Source organism: Diaphorobacter sp. HDW4B (genome assembly GCF_011305535.1).
GTDB lineage: Bacteria > Pseudomonadota > Gammaproteobacteria > Burkholderiales > Burkholderiaceae_C > Diaphorobacter_A.
Genome location: NZ_CP049905.1, coordinates 3916817 through 3937321, shown reverse-complemented (window position 1 = coordinate 3937321; position 20505 = coordinate 3916817). Strand labels below are relative to the sequence as shown.

Genomic DNA, 20505 nt, shown 5'->3' with positions numbered 1-20505 from the left:
TCAATCCCTCACGGTCAAATCGCTGATCTATCGGGATTGCGTGCCGTGCTCACGCCGTCCTGACTTCTATGAACTGAAGTCTAGAGTCGGTTCCGTGCACGAAGTTTCAATGAAATTGTCGCTTCAGTTCAAAAAATGTGAACTACTGGCAATCCGCTCACGTTCGGAAGCCGCATGAAACAAGGTCATTCAGATTGACCATGTGCGCAGGGGGAGTGTCACTTGGCATCGGCAGGTCGGTGCCCGCGAAACAAAGGCTTGATTCATTCTGGGTGACATCCGGCTCCCCGCCTCGCCGCATCACCACGCTGGCAGACACACCGCGCCGTGGCGATGTGTCTGCAAGCGATTTTCTTCAGAGACTCGCGTTGCACGAGTCCCCTTCTCCCGACATCAGCCGCGACGACGCGTGCCGAAGCCCATGGAGATCAGGCCCATCAGACCTGTGAGCAGAGCCAGAACCCAGCCGCCGCCGACGGGCACGGGCATCGCTGCAGCCGTCTCGGCCTGCTGCTGGTCGGTGTCCGTAGCCGTGTTGTTGACAGCATTCGGATCCAGCATGTCAGCAGGTGCGGCCACCGAGGCCGTGTTCACGAGCGCACCGGTGAACGTGCTTGGCACCGACAGAACCACCGTGTAGGTGACGGATGCACCTGCGGGCAGATTGACCTTGTCGCTGAGCGCGCCGGATCCAGCACCCGTGCAAGTGGCGCCATTGGCGGCCGCACAGGTCCAGCTGGCCTTGGTGATGCCGGCTGGCAAGGGGTCGCTGACGGTTGCACCAGTGACCGTTTCCGTGCCGTTGTTCGTGACGGTGATGGTGTAGGTCACGTCCGTACCGGGCTTGTAGGTCGTCGCACCATTGGTCTTGGTGATGCTCAGATCGGCAGAGGCCTGCGCGTCCGAATCTGTTGCCGAGTTGTTGGCCGCGTTCGGATCGACCACACCCGCAGGCGATGTCACGGAAGCCGTGTTCACCAACGCACCAGTGAAGGTCGTCGGCACGGACAGGACGACCTTGTAGGTCACCGAAGTACCCGAAGGCAGGTTCACCTTGTCGTTGAGCGAACCAGATCCAGTGCCGGTGCAAGTGGCACCAGCAGCAGCCACGCAAGTCCAGTTGGCCTTGGTGATGCCCGCAGGCAATGCGTCACTGACCGTCGCGCCGTTGGCCGCATCCGGACCGCTGTTGGCGACCGTGATGGTATAGGTCACGTCGGTGCCAGGCTTGTAGGTCGTCGCACCATCGGTCTTGGTGATGCTCAGATCGGCAGAGGCCTGCGCGTCCGAATCCGTTGCCGAGTTGTTGGCCGTATCGGGATCGATCACCCCTGCAGGCGAGGCCACCGTGGCCGTGTTCACCAAGGCACCCGAGAAGGTGCCGGGCACGGTCATGATCACGTTGTAGGTCGCGGATGCACCCACAGGCAGGTTGACCTTGTCGCTGAGCGCACCGCTTCCAGTCGACGTGCAAGTGGCACCTGCTGCGGCCACGCAAGTCCAACTGGCCTTGGTGATGCCAGCAGGCAGGGGGTCGCTGACCGTCGCGCCATTGGCTGCATCCGGACCGCTGTTGGCGACCGTGATGGTGTAGGTCACATCCGTCCCCGGCATGTAGCGGGTGAGGCCGTCCGTCTTGGTGATGCTCAGATTGGCCGTGCTTTGCGCATCGGTGTCGGTCGCGGTGTTGTTGGACGGGTCAGATTCGATCACGCCGTCTGGTACTTGCACCGTGGCCGTGTTCACCAAATTGCCAGCGAACGTGATGGGAACGGTCATGACCATGCTGTAGGTGGCCGAGCCACCGGAGGGCAGATTGACCTTGTCGCTGAGTGCGCCGTTGCCGCTGGCCGTGCAGGAGCCGCCGGTGGAAGCAACGCAAGTCCAGCTGGCGGTGCTAATACCTGCGGGCAATGAGTCGCTGACCGTCGCGCCGACGACTGCATCCGGACCTGCATTCGTGACGGTGACGGTATAGGTCACATCGGTACCAGGCGTGTAGCTGCCGAAGCCATCCGTCTTGGTGACGCCCAGATTGGCCACGGCTTGCACGCTGGTGACGCTGGCCGTGTTGTTGGTCAGATCCGGGTCGCTCAGGTAGGGCACATCTGCGGGCAGTGCCACATTGGCCGTGTTCGTGAGGGGTCCGGTGAAATTGGCAGGGATGTCCATGGACAGCGTATACGTGACCGTGCCTTTGTACGGCACGTACGCCTTGGTGTCGTCGATGGCACCTGTTCCCGAGGCCACTCCGCAACTGGCTGTTCCAGCGGCAGAGCAGGTCCAAGTAGCCGACGTGATGCCAGCAGGCAAGGCATCGGACACATGGGCATTGGTGACATCCAGCGGCCCGTTGTTGCCCACCGTGATCGTGTAGACCAACGGGCTGCCCGCCACATAGGAACCTGCGGTTTTGGCAATGGTCAGGTCCGAGGGGAAATTCAGCGCTTCGGTCGGGCAGTTGGCACCATCGTTGGAGGAAGCCACTGGCGACGCCGACAGCCGGGTGCGCACGCCCGTGTTCACGTCAATGAAATAGAAGCCCGAGCCATCATTGGCCGTGCCGAACAAGCCATTGGTGGCACCGAACTGTGCGCCCAACTGAGCACCCGAAGCCGTCGGATATGCCGTACCGATCGCAGTGACCTGCCCGGTGTTGCCGGTGATCTCGATCTTGTAGAGCTGGCCGTTGTTGCCCACGGAATAAAGCACCCCATTCACGAACGCCATGTCGGAGATTTCGATGGCAGCGCTCAAGGTGATGGTGGTGTATTTCCGGGTATTTACGTTTACAACATAAATAGCCTTGGTATCGCCCTGCACTTTGATGTAGTAACTTCCAGCCGCATTGAAAGCACCACTCGTGAATGCAGAGTCATCATTGTTTGGCAACCCATTCACGCTGCCCAGACTGGTGACCGTGCCATTCGGGTTCACGCGCAGCAGCTCATCCGTACCATATCTCATGGCATAGAAATACTGATCAACAGGGTTGTAGCCCAGGGCGTTGTAATTGGCGCCAGTAGTCACGCCCAAATTTTTCAACGTGGGTGGATTGGTCGTGGTATCAATCTGGTTGAATTTGGTTGCAACACCATTGCCGCTTGCGTTGGAAACAAACAAAGTGCCATCGCATGTGGTCTTTGTCTGGGCCTGTGCATGCCCCCACACCGTCAGGCACAGCATGGACACGTAGGTCATGCGCAGCACGCGTGGAATCAATCGTTGATTTGCACGCCAAAGCAATCCCTCGGATTTGCGCCCTGCTCCCTCACTCTTTCGCTGGCGGTTCAAACCGCTCGCCATTGGGGAAATCAACTCACGCCCCTTATAAGCATTTGAAAAAAACATATTAAAACTCCATGGATAACCTCCAAATTTGAATTCAATGCGCCACAACCAACAATGATGTCAATTAACCAGACAGATTATTGAAGCTCATCAATGTTATTTCTTGCAAACAACACTTTACGCTCATCAAGCATGCATACCAGTCAGCTCAAATCCAATTAAATTCTCACAAATAAAAATAGGAATATTGTAAATATCAGATTAAAAGATATCTGATAACTCAAACACTTTCATACATACCGATGTATTCAGCCATCAGCCCTGCATGCAAACCAAGAACAAAATACTTTTCCCAAGCAAAAAACCCCAACCGAGCCAAAGTCGGTTGGGGTTCTGCTGATTCGAGGGGGGAGAGTTACGGAGTTACGTGTCAGGTCCCGGATGATTGCGCACGTTCTTTTCAAACAATTTTGGATGTGACGCCTGCCATCGCTTGAGGGCCTGAACGGGCGTTTCATGCCGCAGAGCTTTCTGTGGAATCTGCTGGTTGTACAGCTACACAAAGCGATGAAGCGTCTTCTCTAGATCCTCTGCACTGTTGAAGTGATGCGTGCGCAGCACTTGGCTGAGCCTTCCGTTGAAGCGCTCCACCATTCCGTTGGTACGTGGCGTTCTGGGCCGTGTGAGTCGGTGCTCTATACCGAGTTCCTTGCACAGTAAATCAAACTCGTGATCACCGCTTGGTTGCTTCTCGTGCTTGCCAAACAGACGATCCGAGAACTCTTTGCCGTTATCTGTGAGGATCGTGCGAATCTTGAAGCAAGCAGCTTTCTTCAGGGTCGCCAAAAACGCGTGCGCAGCCGCTGCCGTCTTGTATTGCTTGATCTGGATGAACACCCAACGCGTAGCTCGGTCAATGGCAACAAAGACATATCGGCGCTTGTTCTCATCCTGCATCTGGGGCAGGTACTTCACATCAATGTGCACATAGCCCGGCTCATAGGCTTTGAACGGTTTGCTTTCGTGCTCGGCTCGAACGGCCGTGGGTAAGCGCGAATGTCCTCGGCGACGCAGCAATCGATCCAGCGCCGAGCGGCTCATCGCAGGTTCAATGAATTCGTGAACGACTGCCAGCAAATCATCCAGAGGCAGCAGCAGTTGAGATCGCAGATAGATCACCAGCTCTTCCTGCGCTGCGTTGAGCGTTGTCTGCAGGTGATGAGCGGTATGGCTTTCATCCTGCACGCTTGTGCGATGGCGCCACTTGCGCACCGTACCAAGTCCAATGCCATATTGCTGCGCAAGCTCGTGGTCGGACGCACTCGATTGCTGCAGCGCCAGGCGAATCGCTGGCGTGGTGGTTGCGTTCTTGTGCAATGAGATCAGCATGGCGTCTCTCCTGTCTCGATGCGCCATGTTGCCACAACCGCTTTGAGTACCTCTCGGCTGAACAGTAGCGGACGCTTGGTTTTTACGATCCAATCATCCGGGACCTGACAGTTACGACGCTTCAGCCGCAGGCAACACCATCCGCCCCTCGCGCAGCGCCTTGAGCAACTCGTGCGGGGTCGCGCAGATATGGGCTTCGAGCGCCAGGGCCGCACGGGCTTCCTGGCCGGACATGGCGAGTTCGTAGATTTCCATGTGCTCGGCGTGCACGTCGCGCATGGCACCGGGCAGGCCAATGGCGAACGAGCGGTAGCGCTCGATGTGGCGTGACAGCAGCTTGAGCACTTTCTTGGCCCAGGGCGATGGTCGACCGTCAAGCAGCGTTTCGTGAAAGCGCAAATTCAGCATTTCCCAACGGCCCCGGTTGGCGCGCGTGAGCGGTTGCTCCACGGCCGACAGCTCTTCGTAGGCCGCACGCAGACGCGCGCGCCAAGCATCGTCGCCATGGCGGATCGATTCGCGCAGCGCATTGGTTTCGATGTGCACACGCAGGCGCGTGAGTTCTTCCAGATCATCGATGGCAATCGGCGAGACGCGAAAGCCGCGCTGCCCTTCGGCGGAGACCAGCGCATCGCTCACCAGCCGCGTGAGCGCCTCGCGCAAGGTGCCCGCGCCCACGGCGTAGGTCTGGCGCAGATGCTCCACGCGCAGCTTGCTGCCGGGCAAGAGGCGGCCTTCGATGATGTCGGTGCGCAGTTCGGCATAGGTCTGCTCGGTCAGCGTGCGCGACGTGTCATCGTTGCTGAAGCCCTCGGCCTCCAGCGCCGACACGACCTGTATGTATGGGCGTTTGGCCATTCCCTCTCACTCCCTGCTGTCCGGTTGCGCGCGATCACGGGTGCGTGAAAGCCTGTAGCTCAATTGTGGTCGCGTCATGCCCAAGGCGCGTGCGGCGGCGGCAAGGTTTCCGCCCGCGCGGCGCACGGCCTCCTGGAGCAATTTTTCTTCCATGGCTTCCAGCGACAAGCCTTCGCTTTGCATGGCGTCGTAGAAATCGCTCACACCCGCCTTCTGTTCATTCATCTCGGGCTGCCGCTCTTCGCTGCACAGAAAGCCCTGCGCGTTCACCGAGGTCTGCCCCGCATCGCGCCATTGTGGAAACAGCGCACTCACGTCGATCAGCTCATCGGCGGGTGAAAGAATCAGGCCGCGCTCCATCAGGTTTTCCAGCTCGCGCACATTGCCCGGCCAGCGATGACTGCGCAGCGCCGCCACCGCACGATCGGTGAGTCCCGCCACATGCTTGCCATGCAGCGCAGAGAACTTCTGCAGCAGATGCATGGCCAGCAACTCGATGTCATCCACCCGCTCGCGAAGCGCAGGGATGCGGATCGGATAGACGTTCAGGCGATACAGCAAATCGGCGCGAAAACGCCCCTGCTCCACCGCTTTTTCCAGGTCCACGTTGGTGGCGGCCACCACGCGCACATCGACCTTGATGGGCTTGGTGCCGCCCAGGCGTTCGATCTCTCCGGTCTGCAGCACCCGCAGCAGCTTGGCCTGTGCGGGCAAGGGCATCTCGCCCAATTCATCGAGCATCAAGGTGCCGCCGTTGGCGCGCTCGAAGCGGCCGATGCGCGTGGCGTTTGCGCCGGTGAAAGCGCCCTTCTCCGCACCGAACAGTTCGCTCTCGATCAACTCGTCCGGCAAGGCCGCGCAATTGACGGCAACGAATGGCTTGTCCGCACGCGCGCTCATGGAATGCAGGGCGCTTGCAAAGCGCTCCTTGCCCACGCCGGTCTCGCCCGTCAGCAACACCGTGACCTGCGTGGGCGCGGCCTTGCGCAGCAACTCGACGGCGGATTGGAACGCGTGCGATTGGCCCAGCAACGGGCCCTGCGCATCCTTGGGCTGCAGACGCGTGCGCAGCGCTTCGACCTGCGAGTGCAAGTCATCGAGGCGCACCAGCATGGAGTCGGGCAGATAGTCACGCGCGAGCTGTTCGCCATCGGGCCACTCGTGCACAAAGCGGCCTTCGATCAGACAGCTTGCATGTCCACAGGCTTCGCATTGCATCTCCTTGAACAGCACCTGCTTTCGGAAAAAAGCGCTGGAATAACCAGACGCATAACCCAGCAGCATCCAGCAGGCGGGCTCGCTTTGCGGCCCCCATTCACGCACTTGCGATTCGGCTTCCCAACTGTGCTCCCAGCGCACCTGGCACAGCAGCTTGCCTGCGTTCTCGTCCACATCGAATACCAGCGGCGTTGCGCGCACCGCGCCTTCGAGTCGATGCAGTTGCGGCCCCACAGAGAACATCTCGAACAGGCTGCCGTTGGGCCGAATCTGCCGCGCCAGCAAAGCATCGCGCTCGCCCGCCGCATATCCACCGCGCATGAGCACGCGCCGCGTGTGCACGGGGCCCAGCGTGTTCATCAGTTCCTTGCGCAGCTCCATGAGCGTTGCGGAATGCATGAGCAGCATGCGCTGCCCGGACAACCAGATCAGACCATCGTCGGTGGAAAAGCGCACCAGACTGCGCAGATCGGCATCCGACGGCATGGAAGGGATGGAATAGGACATGGGCACAACTATCGATAAAACCGCCTTTCTTGCCTATTCGGGCTGACCCGCGTTGTCCTACCCCGCGAAGTGATCAATTCATCATCTGATCAACCCCGAATTCACCAAATGATCATGCTGCGACGCAGCAAACAGTCGCTCGAATGTCTATTCCGGCAGAAGCTTTCTATGGACTGTTCCGCCGAGGTTTGAAGAACACATCAAAACCTAGGGACTAACCCGTGTTTTATCGATATTTCTGAAGAAACGCGGATTCTTGGCACGCACCGTGCAAACCCATGAGCACCGACCTGCAAGGAGTGCGCAATGGATGAATCGACAACCACCACAGCCGATGGACTGGATCTGCCCAAGGCCGACCTCACGCAACGCAGCGTGAACGTGCTGCGCCGCCGCGACAACGGCTTTGTGGAATTCGAGTTCTCGGTCGGCTGGCCCGAGCTGGTGGTCGAACTGATGATGACCCAGCCCGACTTCGAACAGTTCTGCCAACGGCAGCACATACCCATCCCCATTTCTGTTTCTCATCACATCGCTTGAGTCCCGTGCATCACACCGCATCAACAACATACAGGAGACAAGGCCCATGAACATAGAACTGCAGGCGCGCGAGATTCAGCCGCTGCGCCAGACCTTCGCCCGCGTGGCAACGCATACCGGCGACAAGCCCGCATCGCGCTATCTCGAAGCGATGCTGGGCGCGCAGCCGTCCGAACATTTCCACTACAAGCCCACGTGGGAAGAAGGCTTCGAGCTGTTCGACAAGCGCCGCACCGCCATCGTGATGAACGACTGGTATGCCCTGCGCGATCCGCGCCAGTTCTACTACGCCACCTGGACCATGGCGCGCGCTCGTCAACAGGATGCGATGGAGGCCAACTACCAGTTCGTCGAATCGCGCCAACTGGCGCAGAAGATGCCCGACGCGCTACGTGCACAGGTCTGCACCGTGCTCATGCCGCTGCGCCACGTGGCCTTCGGCGGCAACATGAACAACTGCCAGGTCTGCTCACGTGGCTACGGCACGGCGTTCACCGCGCCCGCAATGTTCCATGCGATGGACCAGCTCGGCGTGGCGCAATACCTCACACGTCTGGGCCTCACGCTGGAAGAGCCCGGCGCGCTCGATGCTGGCAAGAACGACTGGCTGCAATCCAAGGCATGGCAACCGCTGCGCCAGTATGTGGAAGACAGCCTCGTGGTGCTCGATCCGGTGGAGCTGTTCATGGCGCAGAACTTCGCGCTCGACGGTCTGCTCTACCCGCTGCTGTTCACGCAGTATGTGGACGATCACCTCGCGCTCAAGGGCGGCACTGCCGTGGCAATGCTGACCAATTTCATCCCCGAGTGGCACACCGAATCCGCACGCTGGATCGATGCGGTGATCAAGGTGGCCGCAGCCGAATCCGAGCACAACCGCAAGCTGCTCACCGACTGGTATGGCCGCTACGTGGAGCGCGCCTTCACCGCAATCGCACCCATCGCTGCACTCGCTCTGGCCGATGACGCCGACCGCGCGATGAACGACGTGCGCGCAGCGCTCGACGCCCGTGCCCGCAAGGCCGGTCTCGACATCTGAACGCCAACATTCGGGAGACAAGCACATCATGCCAACACAGAACAGCAGCAGCACACCGCCCCGCTCCAAGGTGTTCATCGCCTTTCAGGACAACGAGGAATCGCGCCCTGTCGTCGATGCCGTGCTGGCCGACAACGCCGAAGCGACTGTCGCCTACACGCCCGGTCTCGTGAAGATCGACTGCCCGGACCGCCTCGTGATCCGCCGCGCCAGCATCGAAGAGAACACCGGCCAGCCCTTCAACCTGCAGCAGTTGCAGATCAATCTGGTCACGCTCTCGGGCCACGTCGATGAAGACGACGACGAATTCTCGCTGAGCTGGGGCCGCTGATCGGCCGCCCGCAAACACGCACCCCCACCGAAAAATCGCAAGCCAAGGAGACATCATGGACACCCCCGTGATCAAGAAGAAATTGGGCCTCAAGGATCGCTACGGCGTGATGACGCGCGGCCTCGCATGGGACACCACCTACCAACCGATGGACAAGGTGTTCCCCTACGACAAGTACGAGGGCATCAAGATCCATGACTGGGACAAGTGGGAAGACCCGTTCCGTCTGACCATGGATGCCTACTGGAAATACCAGGGCGAAAAGGAAAAGAAGCTCTACGCCGTGATCGAGGCTTTCGCGCAGAACAACGGCCAGCTCGGCGTGACCGATGCGCGCTACATCAACGCGCTCAAGCTCTTCATTCAGGGCGTGACGCCGCTGGAATACGGCGCGCACCGCGGCTTTGCGCATGTCGGTCGCCACTTCACCGGAGCCGGTGCGCGCGTTGCCGCGCAGATGCAATCGATCGACGAGCTGCGCCACTTCCAGACCGAAACGCACGCCATCAGCCACTACAACAAGTACTTCAACGGCATGCACAACGCCACGCAGTGGTACGACCGCGTGTGGTTCCTGTCGGTGCCCAAGTCGTTCTTCGAAGATGCGATGACGGCAGGTCCGTTCGAGTTCCTCACCGCCGTGAGCTTCTCGTTCGAATACGTGCTCACCAACCTGCTGTTCGTGCCTTTCATGTCGGGCGCGGCGCACAACGGTGACCTCTCCACGGTGACCTTCGGCTTCTCCGCGCAGAGCGACGAATCGCGCCACATGACGCTGGGCATCGAGTGCATCAAGTTCATGCTGGAGCAGGACCCCGGCAACGTGCCCATCGTGCAGCGCTGGATCGACAAGTGGTTCTGGCGCGGCTACCGCCTGCTCACGCTGGTCGGCATGATGCAGGACTACATGCTGCCCAAGCGCGTGATGAGCTGGAAAGAAGCGTGGGAGATGTACGCCGAGGAAAACGGCGGCGCGCTGTTCCGCGACCTCGCGCGCTACGGCATCCGCGAGCCCGCCGGTTGGAAGGAAGCCTGCGAAGGCAAGGACCACATCAGCCATCAGGCGTGGAACACCTTCTACAACTACGCGGCCGCTGCGCCCTTCCACACCTGGGTGCCGGAAGACAGTGAACTCAAGTGGCTGTCGGAAAAGTACCCCACGAGCTTCGACAAATACTACCGTCCGCGCCTCGAACATTTCCGCGCGGAGCAGCAAGCTGGCAAGCGCTTCTACAACACCACGTTGCCGATGCTGTGCACCACCTGCCAGATCCCGATGGTGTTCACCGAACCCGGCGACCCGAGCAAGATCTGCTACCGCGAATCGACTTACCTCGGCGACAAGTACCACTTCTGCAGCGACGGCTGCAAGCATGTGTTCGATGACGAGCCCGAGAAGTACGTGCAATCGTGGCTGCCCGTGCACCAGATCTACCAGGGCAACTGCTTCAAGGAAGGCACCGATCCAACCAAGGAAGGCTTCGAGCCACTGGCCGCCGTGCTCGACTGGTACGGCATCAACGTGGGACGCGACAACTTCGATTTCGAAGGCTCCGAAGACCAGAAGAATTTCGACGCATGGCGCGGCAATTCACCGAACAAACCATCCGGCAGCGAAGGAGGTGCAGCATGAGCAACAGAAGCAGTACGCAATTGAAGGCACTCTATCCCTACAGCTTCGAGGCCAAGGACAAGCGCGAAAACTTTCCCGCGCCGCTGCTCTACATCGGCTGGGAAGACCACCACCTGTTCTGCTCGCCCGTGTGCCTGCCGCTGCCTGCCGAGACGCCCTTCGGCGCGCTCTCGCAAGCCGTGCTGCCGGGCGTGTATGGCGCGCATCCCGACTTCGCGCGCATCGACTGGAATGCCGTCGAGTGGTTCAAGTCGGGCGAGCCATGGCAGCCCGATCCGGCGCGATCGCTGGCCGAAAACGGTCTCGGTCACAAGGACGTGATCCGCTTTCGCACACCGGGCATGACGGGCATTGCGGGCTCGTTCGCCTGAGCGCGCCAAGTCACTAGAAAAGCAAACGACTGAGCATCAACGCGGAGCCGACATCATGAGCTACCAACTGACTCTCGAACCGCTGGGCGCCACCATCGAGGTGGAAGAAGGCCAGACCCTGCTCGATGCCGCGTTGCGCCAGGGTATCTACATTCCCCATGCCTGCGGGCATGGGCTGTGCGGAACCTGCAAGGTGCAGGTCTGCGAAGGCGAAGTGGACCACGGCGCAGCGAACCCGTTCGCGCTCATGGACATGGAGCGCGACGATGGCAAGACGCTCGCCTGCTGCGCCACGCTGCAGGCGGACACCGTCATCGAGGCCGACATCGAGGACGAGCCCGATGCGCTGATCATCCCCGTGCGCGATTTCCGCGCCACGGTCGCGCGCATCGAGCAGCTTACGCCGACCATCAAGGCCCTGCACCTCACGCTCGACAAGCCGATCCAGTATCAAGCCGGTCAATACGTGCAGGTGCAGATTCCTTCGCTCGGCCAAAGCCGCGCGTTCTCGATCGCCAATGCACCCAACGCAGATGGCTTTGCGAGTGAGATCGAACTCAACGTGCGCCAGGTGCCCGGCGGCGCGGGCACGACGTGGTTGCACGAATCGCTGAAGGCGGGCGACCAGCTCACCGTTGCCGGGCCTTATGGCCGCTTCTTCGTGCGCCACTCGGCTGCGCAGCCCATGGTGTTCATGGCGGGCGGGTCGGGCCTGTCGAGCCCGCGCGCCATGATTCAGGAACTGCTTGCACGCGACTGCGCCCAGCCGATCACACTGATCTACGGCCAGCGCAGCCGCGAGGAGCTGTACTACGACGACGAGTTCCGCGCGCTTGCCGCGCAATATCCGCACTTCACCTATATTCCCGCGATCTCGGGCGATGCGGAATGCGGCGACTGGAGCGGCGCACGCGGCTTTGTGCACGAGGCGGCACGCGAACATTTCGCGGGCAACTTCTCGGGCCAGAAAGCCTATCTGTGCGGACCACCGCCGATGGTCGAGGCCTGCATCTCCACGTTGATGCAGGGACGACTGTTCGAGCGCGACATCTACACCGAGAAATTCATCTCGGCCGCCGATGCGCAAGGCACGCGCAGCCCGCTGTTCAAACGTGTTTGAGTTCACCACGGCGACATCACCATGTGGTCCTTGAACACCAACCCCAAGCACAGCGTGCACGTGACGCAGAGCGACGAGCGCTACGACTGCCACACCAACGAAAGCCTGCTCAAAGGCATGCTGCGCCTCGGGCGCAAGGGCATTCCGGTGGGCTGCGTGAACGGCGGCTGCGGCGTGTGCAAGGTGCGCATCGTCAGCGGCAGCGTGAGCACGCTCGGCCCGGTGAGCCGCGCGCATGTCAGCGCCGAAGAAGCCGCCGAGGGCTACACCCTCGCCTGCCGCGTGGCGCCCGCCGAGGCCGTGTGCCTTGAAGTGAGCGCCCGACTGGTCAAGCCGTTCTCGAAGAACTGCAACACCTTTTCCCCCACGGCGTGTGCACAGGCTGCACCCGCCGGTTCCGCCAATCTACCACCCACAACCAACTGACCACAACCAAAGGAGACAAGCAAATGGGAGTTCTACGCATCGGACACGCGAGCCTCAGAGTCATGGACATGGCAGCCGCCGTGCAGCATTACGAGAAGGTTCTTGGCCTCAAGACCGTCATGAAGGACAAGGCGGGAAACGTCTATTTGAAGTGCTGGGACGAGTGGGACAAGTACTCGCTGATCCTCACCGAAAGCGATCAGGCGGGCCTGAACCACGTGGCCTACAAGGTCGAGAAGGACAGCGATCTGGACACCTTCCAGCAGCGCATCGAAGCCTGGGGCATCAAGACTGAATTTCTGCCCGAAGGCACGCTGCCATCGACCGGCCGCATGCTGAAATTCAACCTGCCCAGCGGCCATGACTTCCGCCTCTACGCGCACAAGGAACTGGTGGGCACGGACGTGGGCAGCACCAATCCCGACCCATGGCCGGACGACATTCGCGGCTCCGGCGTGCACTGGCTCGATCACGTGCTGCTGATGTGCGAGATGAACCCCGAAGCGGGCGTTAACACCGTCGAGCAAAACACGCGCTTCATGGCCGAATGCCTCGACTTCTTCTTGACCGAGCAGGTGCTGGTCGGCCCCAACGGCGACATGCAGGCCGCCACCTGGCTGGCCGTGACCACCACGCCGCACGACATCGCATTCGTCGGCGGCGCACGCAGCGGTCTGCACCACATCGCCTACTTCCTCGACTCGTGGCACGACGTGCTCAAGTCGGCCGACGTGATGGCCAAGAACAAGGTGCGCATCGACGTCGCCCCCACGCGCCACGGCATCACGCGCGGCGAGACCATCTACTTCTTCGACCCGAGCGGCAACCGCAACGAGACCTTCGCGGGTCTCGGCTACCTCGCGCAGCGCGACCGGCCCGTGACCACCTGGACCGAAGACATGCTGGGCAGCGGCATCTTCTATCACACGGGTGATCTGGTGCCTTCGTTCACCGAGGTCTACACCTGATCTTCAAGCCGAACAAAAACGACAACGACAACCAGGAGACACACCCATGAAGATCACGAAAAACGCAGTCGCGTTGGCTGCGCTGGCAGCGCTGTTGCCCTTTGCCGCGAGCGCCGAAGGCCACTACGTTCCCGGCGTCGAAGGCATACAGGCCGCGAGCGCACCGCCGCCCGGCATGTACTACCTCGGCTATCTGGTGAACTACAACATCAACAGCTTCCGCGCACCGGGCACGAGCGACAACCTGCCCGGCCACAACAGCGGCACGGTCACGGCGCTGGCCAACCGCTTCGTGTGGATGACCGGCCAGAAGCTGCTGGGCGCGGACTACGGCGTCGAGGCCATCGTGCCGGTGATGCGCACCTCGCTCACCATCAACGCGGCAGGCGTTTCCGACAGCCGCACCGATCTGGGCGACATCTACGTCGGCCCGCTGGTGCTCGGCTGGCACGGTCAGCAGTGGGATGTGGTGGCGGCTGCGGGCGTGTGGCTCGACAACGGCAGTACCAGCCATCCAGCATCGGGCGGCAAGGGCTTCAAAAGCACCATGCTGACCGGCGGCATGACCTACTACTTCGACGCGGCCAAGACGATCTCGGCATCGGGCCTGATGCGCTTCGAGCGCAACGGCAAGAACGATGCGGGCTTGCGCCACGGCAACCAGATCTCGCTCGAATGGGGCGTGGCCAAGAACTTCGGCACCGTGCAGGCGGGCGTGGTCGGCTACAGCCAGTGGCAGGTCAGCGACGACAGCGGCGTGGGCGCAAGCCGCGATCGCTCGTCGCGCCACGCCATCGGCGCCGAAGTGGTCTACCCGATCCTGAGCGCAGGCGTGTTCCTCAAGGGCGCGCTCTACAAGGAAGTGCGCGCCGAGGCCGGAACCGGTGCCTACCCCAAGGGAACGCTCGCCCGCTTCACGCTCGTGAAGGCGTTCTGAGCCCGCCGCAAAAAAGAGAAAAGAGAAAGAGAGAAGTCAGCCATGCAGAACCCGAATCACCCCGCAGACACCAACCTCTGCAGCGTGACGCAACGAACGATCGATGCGCCCGCGGCCCTGCGCGCCGTGCAGGCCGCCATCCGTCACGCCACACAGATCGGCGTGCGCGTGAACGTGTCGGTGGTCGATGCGGCCGGTGTGCCGGCGGCGTTCGCACGCATGGCTGGCGCGCCGCTGCACTCCATCGACATCGCCATCGACAAGGCCTACACAGCCGCGAGCTTTGGCCTGCCGACGGGCGAGTGGCAAGCCGCCCTCCAAAGCCATTCCGAAGCCGTGCGCGCAGGCCTGGTGCTGCGCCCACGCTTTGTGGCGTTTGGTGGCGGACTGCCGATCGTGGAGAGCGGTGAGCGCATCGGCGGCATCGGCGTATCCGGCGGAAGCGAAGCACAGGACACGGACATCGCACACGCGGGCTTGAGGGAACTGGGCCTGTCCGTCTGAACCCATCACAAGAGAGAACCATCATGAAAGAAATCAAGAACTTCATCAACGGCGAGTACGTCGCTTCCGGCCGCACCTTCGACAAGCATTCCCCGCTGACCGGCGAAGTCATCGCCAAGGTGCACGAGGCCAGCCGCGATCAGGTGAACGCCGCCGTGGCGGCCGCGCGCGCCGCACTCACCGGCCCCTGGTCGCGCATGACCGTGGCCGAGCGCGTGGAAAAACTCTACGCGCTGGCAGATGGCATCAACAAACGCTTTGAAGAATTCCTCGCAGCCGAGTGCGAAGACACCGGCAAGCCACGCAACCTGGCAAGCCACATCGACATTCCGCGCGGCGCGGCCAACTTCAAGATCTTCGCCGACGTGGTGAAGAACGTGCCCACCGAGTTCTTCGAAATGAACACGCCCGATGGTCGCGGCGCGATCAACTACGGCTACCGCACACCCGTCGGCGTGGTCGGCGTGGTCTGCCCATGGAACCTGCCACTGCTGTTGATGACGTGGAAGGTCGGCCCCGCGCTCGCATGCGGCGACACCGTGGTCGTCAAACCATCGGAAGAAACACCGCAGACCGCAGCGCTGCTCGGCGAGGTGATGAACGAGGTCGGCATTCCGCCCGGCGTGTACAACGTGGTGCACGGCTTCGGCCCCGATTCCGCAGGTGAATTCGTCACCACGCATCCCGGCGTGGACGCCATCACCTTCACCGGCGAAACGCGCACCGGCGAAGTCATCATGAAGGCCGCAGCGAAAGGTGCGCGCCCTGTCAGCATGGAGATGGGCGGCAAGAACGCGGCCCTCGTGTTCGCCGACTGCGACTTCGATGCTGCCATCGAAGGCACGCTGCGTTCGGCCTTCGTCAACAGCGGCCAGGTGTGCCTGGGCACCGAGCGCGTGTATGTCGAACGCCCGATCTTCGACCGCTTCGTCGCCGAGATGAAGAAACAGGTCGAAGGCTGGAAGATCGGCCTGCCCGAAGACGCCGACACCAAGCTCGGCCCGCTGATCAGCAAGGAGCATCAGAACAAGGTGCTGTCGTACTACAAGATCGCCGTGGACGAAGGCGCAACCGTGGTGACCGGCGGCGGCGTGCCCGACATGGGCGCGAAGTACGCGGGCGGCTCGTGGGTTCAGCCCACGATCTGGACGGGCCTTCCCGACAACGCGCGCGTGCTCAAGGAAGAAATCTTCGGCCCCTGCTGCCACATCATGCCGTTCGACAGCGAAGACGAAGCCGTCACCAAAGCCAACGACAACGTCTACGGTCTCGCCTGCGCGATCTGGACACGCGATGTGTCACGCGCGCACCGCGTGGCGCAGCGCATGAACGTGGGCACCTCGTGGGTGAACAGCTGGTTCCTGCGCGACCTGCGCACGCCATTCGGTGGCTCCAAGCAGTCGGGCATCGGCCGTGAAGGCGGCGTGCATTCGCTGGAGTTCTACACGGAGCTGAAGAATGTCTGCATCAAGCTCTGACATCGTTCTCGAACGCAACCCGGAAGTCGCCAACAGCATCGCGGCGGCAGGCATCCGCACCAACTACCACGACGTGGGCAGCGGCGCTCCGGTGCTGATGATCCACGGCTCCGGCCCCGGCGTGTCGGCATGGGCCAACTGGCGACTGGTGATGCCCGAACTCGCCAAGCGTGCGCGCGTCATCGCACCCGACATGGCGGGCTTTGGCTACACCGATAGGCCCAGCGGCTTCACCTACCACATGGATGCATGGGTGCGTCAGGTCATCGGCCTGCTCGACGCTTTGAAGATCGAGCGCGCCGACGTGGTCGGCAACTCGTTCGGTGGTGGCCTCGCGCTGGCGCTGGCGATTCGCCATCCCGAGCGCGTGCGGCGTCTCGTGCTGATGGGCAGCGTCGGCGTGCCGTTCACGCTCACGCCGGGCCTTGACGCCGTGTGGGGCTACGAGCCCTCCATCGAGAACATGCGTCGCCTGCTCGACATCTTCGCGTACGACCGCAAACTGGTGAACGACGAACTCGCGCGCCTGCGCTACGAAGCCAGCGTGCGCCCCGGCTTTCATGAATCGTTCTCGTCGATGTTCCCCGCCCCACGCCAGCGCTGGGTGGATGCGCTCGCGAGCAGCGAGCAGGACATCCGCCGCATCGCGCACGAAACCCTGATCGTGCATGGCCGCGAGGATCAGGTGATCCCGCTGTCCAACTCAATCACGCTGGCCGACTGGATCGCGCGCTCGCAACTGCATGTCTACGGCCACTGCGGCCACTGGACGCAGATCGAACACGCCGCGCGCTTCGCCCAACTGGTGGGCAACTTCCTCACCGAACCGGAACCCCACAAAGGCTGACTCATGAGCACAAGCATTCCACTTCAAAAACTGGGCGACGAGCTGTACGACGCACTCACCAACGGCCAGATGATCGAGCCGCTGTCCACGCGCCATCCCGAGATGGGCATCGATGACGCCTACGCCATCCAGCAGCACATGCTGGCACGTCGTCTGGCTGCGGGCGAGCGCGTGATCGGCAAGAAAATCGGCGTGACCTCCAAGGCCGTGATGGACATGCTCGGCGTGTTCCAGCCCGACTTCGGCTGGCTCACCGATGGCATGGTCTACAACGAAGGCGAGCCCGTGCCCGCCAACACGCTCATCCAACCCAAGGCCGAGGGCGAGATCGCCTTCGTGCTCAAGAAAACGCTCAAGGGCCCGGGCGTGACCGCCGCCGACGTGATCGCCGCGACCGAGGGCGTGATGGCCTGCTTCGAGATCGTCGATTCGCGCATCCGCGACTGGAAGATCAAGATCCAGGACACCGTGGCCGACAACGCGAGCTGCGGCGTCTTCGTGCTTGGCGACCGGCTGGTCGATCCGCGCGATGTGGATCTCGGCACCTGCGGCATGGTGCTGGAAAAAAACGGCGAGATCGTCGCCACGGGCGCGGGCGCAGCCGCGCTCGGCCATCCCGCCAACGCAGTCGCATGGCTGGCCAACACGCTGGGCGCGCACGGCATCGCGCTCGAAGCAGGCGAAGTCGTGCTCTCCGGCTCGCTCGCCGCCATGGTGCCGGTGAAGGCCGGAGACAACCTGCGCGTGACCATCGGCGGCATCGGTGGCTGCTCGGTGCGCTTCATCTGAACCACGAAAGAACTTGCGGAGAACCACCCCATGGCACTGCCAAAGAACATCATCGACCAGTTGGCCGAGCACCTCGAAACCTGCGAGCTCGAAGCACGCGACACGCCCAAGATCACCGACGAACATCCCGACATGGATTGGGATGATGCCTATGCGATCCAGGACCGCATCCGTGATCGCAAGATCGCGCGCGGCGCACGCATCATCGGCTACAAGGCCGGTCTCACATCGCACGCCAAAATGAAACAGATGGGCGTGGAGTCGCCCGTCTTCGGTTTCCTCGCCGACTACTTCAGCGTGCCCGAAGGCAGCACGGTGAAGGTGAGCGAACTCATCCACCCCAAGGTCGAACCCGAGATCGCCTTCGTGATGAAACGCGCGCTCAAAGGCCCCGGCTGCAACATCGCCGACGTGCTGGCCGCCACCGACTTCGTGCTGCCCGGCATCGAGGTCATCGACAGCCGTTATCGCGACTTCAAGTTCGACCTCAAGAGCGTCGTGGCCGACAACACCTCCGCCGCGCGCTTCGTCGTCGGCGGGCAGGCACAACGCCCTGACAACGTGGACTTGCGCACTGTCGGCATCGTGCTGGAGAAGAATGGCGTGCCCGCCGCACTCGGCGCAGGCGCTGCGGTGCTCGGCCACCCCGCATCGGCCATCGCCATGCTCGCCAATCACCTGGGCCAACGCGGCCAGGAGATCCCGGCAGGCGCGCTGATTCTCTCCGGCGGCATCACTGAAGCCGTGGCCGTCGCACCGGGCGACAACGTCTGCCTGCGCGTGCAGGGCATGGGCAGCATCACGCTGCGCTTTGCCTGACGTTGCCAGCACTCGTAGAACAACAAGGAGACAAGCCATGCAACGCCGCCAATTCATGAGCAGCGCCGCAGCCATCGCTGCAATCGCCCACACCGGCAACGGCTTCGCGCAAGCCAACGCGCCCTACCCCTCGCGCGCCGTGCGCATGGTCGTTCCGTTTCCGCCGGGCGGCCCGACCGACGTGATGGGCCGCACCGCCGCCAAGGCCATTGGCGATCAGTTACGCCAGCAATGCTTTGTGGAGAACAAGGCCGGCGCGGGCGGCAACATCGGCACCGACGCCGTCGCCAAAGCTGCGGCGGATGGCTACACCATCGGCCTCTCGGCCATCAGCAGTCTGGCGATTGCGCCGCATCTCTACAGCGCGGTTCCGTTCAATGTGGAAAAGGACTTCGCGCCGATTTCACTGGTCGGCACCACGCCATGCGCGCTGGTCGTGCATCCGAGCGTGCCGTTCACCGATCTCAAAGGCATGGTCGCCTACGCCAAGGCCCACCCCGGCAAGCTGAACTACGCGACTTCCGGCATCGGCACCAGCAACCACCTGGCCGCCGAACTGCTGCAATCCGTCGCAGGCATTCAACTGACCAACGTGCCCTACAAGGGCTCCAGCCAGATCGTTCCGGACCTGCTGGCAGGCACCGTGCTGGTCAGCATGGAAAGCTCGCTCGCCACCACGCTGCAGCACATTCAGGCGGGCAAACTGCGTGCGATTGCGGTCACATCAACCCAGCGCGCCAAGGCATTGCCGCAAGTGCCGACTGTCGCGGAATCCGGCTATCCGAGCTTCGACGTGGAAACCTGGTTCGGCCTCATCGCACCCGCCGCCACGCCCCAACCCATCATCCAGCGCCTCTCCGACGCATGGGCCGCAGGTTCGAAAAACCCGGAAGCGCAAAACACCTTCGACACCATCTCGGGCAACCTGCGCAGCACCAGCCCCGAGCAATTCGCCGCATTTATCCGCGCCGAAAACCAGCGCTGGGGCGAGCTCATCCGCCGCCTCGGCATCAAGGCCGATTGAACCGACACGATCACCCGAACGACTCAGAAAAAACAAGCAAGGAAAGAAAGAACACCATGCCATTCGCACAGATCTACATGATCGAAGGCCGCACCGAAGAACAGAAAAAAGCCGTGATCGAAAAAGTCACCCAAGCTCTAGTCGATGCCGTCGGTGCCCCCGCCGCCAACGTGCGCGTCTGGATTCACGACGTGCCCAAGGAAAACTGGGGCATCGCAGGCCAAAGCGCCAAGGAACTCGGCCGCTGACCACCCTGTAGCAACGCACAGACGCGCCTCGCCGAAGCAGTCCATAGTTTGTGTAGAATACGTGGCTTCGGAGGTTTGGGTGAGCGGTTTAAACCAGCAGTCTTGAAAACTGCCGAAGGGGTGACCCTTCCGTGAGTTCGAATCTCACAGCCTCCGCCAGGTCAGACA

At 61.8% G+C, this 20505-nt stretch carries 19 protein-coding genes, 1 tRNA gene and 1 pseudogene; 17 read left to right on the top strand and 4 right to left on the bottom strand.

Annotated features, from left to right (window positions below; translation table 11 throughout):
• Window positions 1-393 precede the first annotated feature (393 nt).
• From G7048_RS17955 to G7048_RS17940, 4 genes and pseudogenes are all read right to left on the bottom strand, one after another.
• Entirely contained in the window at window positions 394-3201 is a 2808-nt protein-coding gene (locus tag G7048_RS17955; RefSeq protein WP_166069455.1) for a DUF11 domain-containing protein, read from the bottom strand.
• Between the two features lie 513 nt (window positions 3202-3714).
• A pseudogene (locus tag G7048_RS17950) lies at window positions 3715-4680 on the bottom strand (IS481 family transposase).
• A gap of 111 nt (window positions 4681-4791) precedes the next feature.
• On the bottom strand, window positions 4792-5538 hold the full coding sequence (locus G7048_RS17945; RefSeq protein WP_166069454.1) for a GntR family transcriptional regulator: 747 nt from the start codon (window positions 5536-5538) through the stop codon (window positions 4792-4794).
• Between the two features lie 6 nt (window positions 5539-5544).
• Window positions 5545-7263 (bottom strand): sigma-54-dependent Fis family transcriptional regulator, encoded by a 1719-nt coding sequence (locus G7048_RS17940; RefSeq protein ID WP_166069453.1) that lies wholly within the window; start codon window positions 7261-7263, stop codon window positions 5545-5547.
• 306 nt (window positions 7264-7569) lie between these two features.
• On the opposite strand from G7048_RS17940, the gene G7048_RS17935 reads away from it, so the two are divergent.
• From G7048_RS17935 to G7048_RS17855, 17 genes are all read left to right on the top strand, one after another.
• A complete protein-coding gene (locus G7048_RS17935; RefSeq protein WP_166069452.1) occupies window positions 7570-7803 on the top strand; it encodes a phenol hydroxylase subunit in 234 nt (77 codons plus the stop codon).
• 46 nt (window positions 7804-7849) lie between these two features.
• Entirely contained in the window at window positions 7850-8842 is a 993-nt protein-coding gene (locus tag G7048_RS17930; RefSeq protein ID WP_166069451.1) for a phenol hydroxylase, read from the top strand.
• A 28-nt stretch (window positions 8843-8870) separates the two neighbouring features.
• Complete coding sequence (locus G7048_RS17925) at window positions 8871-9173, top strand: MmoB/DmpM family protein (protein WP_166069450.1); 303 nt, start codon at window positions 8871-8873, stop codon at window positions 9171-9173.
• 55 nt (window positions 9174-9228) lie between these two features.
• Window positions 9229-10806 carry an aromatic/alkene/methane monooxygenase hydroxylase/oxygenase subunit alpha gene (locus tag G7048_RS17920; RefSeq protein WP_166069449.1) on the top strand — a complete coding sequence of 526 codons (1578 nt, stop codon included), beginning with the start codon at window positions 9229-9231 and terminating at the stop codon, window positions 10804-10806.
• A complete protein-coding gene (locus G7048_RS17915) occupies window positions 10803-11177 on the top strand; it encodes a phenol hydroxylase subunit P4 (RefSeq protein WP_166069448.1) in 375 nt (124 codons plus the stop codon). Before G7048_RS17920 ends, G7048_RS17915 begins: the two co-directional genes overlap by 4 nt.
• A gap of 55 nt (window positions 11178-11232) precedes the next feature.
• The gene (locus tag G7048_RS17910; protein ID WP_166069447.1) at window positions 11233-12297 is read left to right on the top strand and encodes an NADH:ubiquinone reductase (Na(+)-transporting) subunit F; all 1065 of its coding nucleotides are present in this window, start codon (window positions 11233-11235) and stop codon (window positions 12295-12297) included.
• Between the two features lie 21 nt (window positions 12298-12318).
• Window positions 12319-12723 (top strand): 2Fe-2S iron-sulfur cluster binding domain-containing protein, encoded by a 405-nt coding sequence (locus G7048_RS17905; protein WP_166069446.1) that lies wholly within the window; start codon window positions 12319-12321, stop codon window positions 12721-12723.
• 23 nt (window positions 12724-12746) lie between these two features.
• Complete coding sequence (locus tag G7048_RS17900; protein ID WP_166069444.1) at window positions 12747-13691, top strand: catechol 2,3-dioxygenase; 945 nt, start codon at window positions 12747-12749, stop codon at window positions 13689-13691.
• 46 nt (window positions 13692-13737) lie between these two features.
• Window positions 13738-14628: a transporter gene (locus tag G7048_RS17895; protein ID WP_166069443.1), complete on the top strand. Its 891-nt coding sequence runs from the start codon at window positions 13738-13740 to the stop codon at window positions 14626-14628.
• 42 nt (window positions 14629-14670) lie between these two features.
• Window positions 14671-15132 (top strand): heme-binding protein, encoded by a 462-nt coding sequence (locus G7048_RS17890; RefSeq protein WP_166069442.1) that lies wholly within the window; start codon window positions 14671-14673, stop codon window positions 15130-15132.
• A 23-nt stretch (window positions 15133-15155) separates the two neighbouring features.
• Window positions 15156-16610 carry a 2-hydroxymuconic semialdehyde dehydrogenase gene (locus G7048_RS17885; protein ID WP_166069441.1) on the top strand — a complete coding sequence of 485 codons (1455 nt, stop codon included), beginning with the start codon at window positions 15156-15158 and terminating at the stop codon, window positions 16608-16610.
• On the top strand, window positions 16591-17457 hold the full coding sequence (locus G7048_RS17880; RefSeq protein ID WP_166069440.1) for an alpha/beta fold hydrolase: 867 nt from the start codon (window positions 16591-16593) through the stop codon (window positions 17455-17457). Before G7048_RS17885 ends, G7048_RS17880 begins: the two co-directional genes overlap by 20 nt.
• Window positions 17458-17460: 3 nt before the next feature.
• Window positions 17461-18246 carry a 2-oxopent-4-enoate hydratase gene (dmpE, locus tag G7048_RS17875; protein WP_166069439.1) on the top strand — a complete coding sequence of 262 codons (786 nt, stop codon included), beginning with the start codon at window positions 17461-17463 and terminating at the stop codon, window positions 18244-18246.
• 30 nt (window positions 18247-18276) lie between these two features.
• A complete protein-coding gene (gene dmpH / locus G7048_RS17870; protein WP_166069438.1) occupies window positions 18277-19065 on the top strand; it encodes a 2-oxo-3-hexenedioate decarboxylase in 789 nt (262 codons plus the stop codon).
• A 37-nt stretch (window positions 19066-19102) separates the two neighbouring features.
• On the top strand, window positions 19103-20089 hold the full coding sequence (locus G7048_RS17865) for a tripartite tricarboxylate transporter substrate binding protein (protein ID WP_166069437.1): 987 nt from the start codon (window positions 19103-19105) through the stop codon (window positions 20087-20089).
• 56 nt (window positions 20090-20145) lie between these two features.
• Window positions 20146-20337, top strand: a complete 192-nt coding sequence (locus G7048_RS17860) for a 2-hydroxymuconate tautomerase (protein WP_166069436.1) — start codon at window positions 20146-20148, stop codon at window positions 20335-20337.
• Between the two features lie 69 nt (window positions 20338-20406).
• Window positions 20407-20496: transfer RNA gene (locus G7048_RS17855), tRNA-Ser, on the top strand.
• Window positions 20497-20505: the final 9 nt, after the last annotated feature.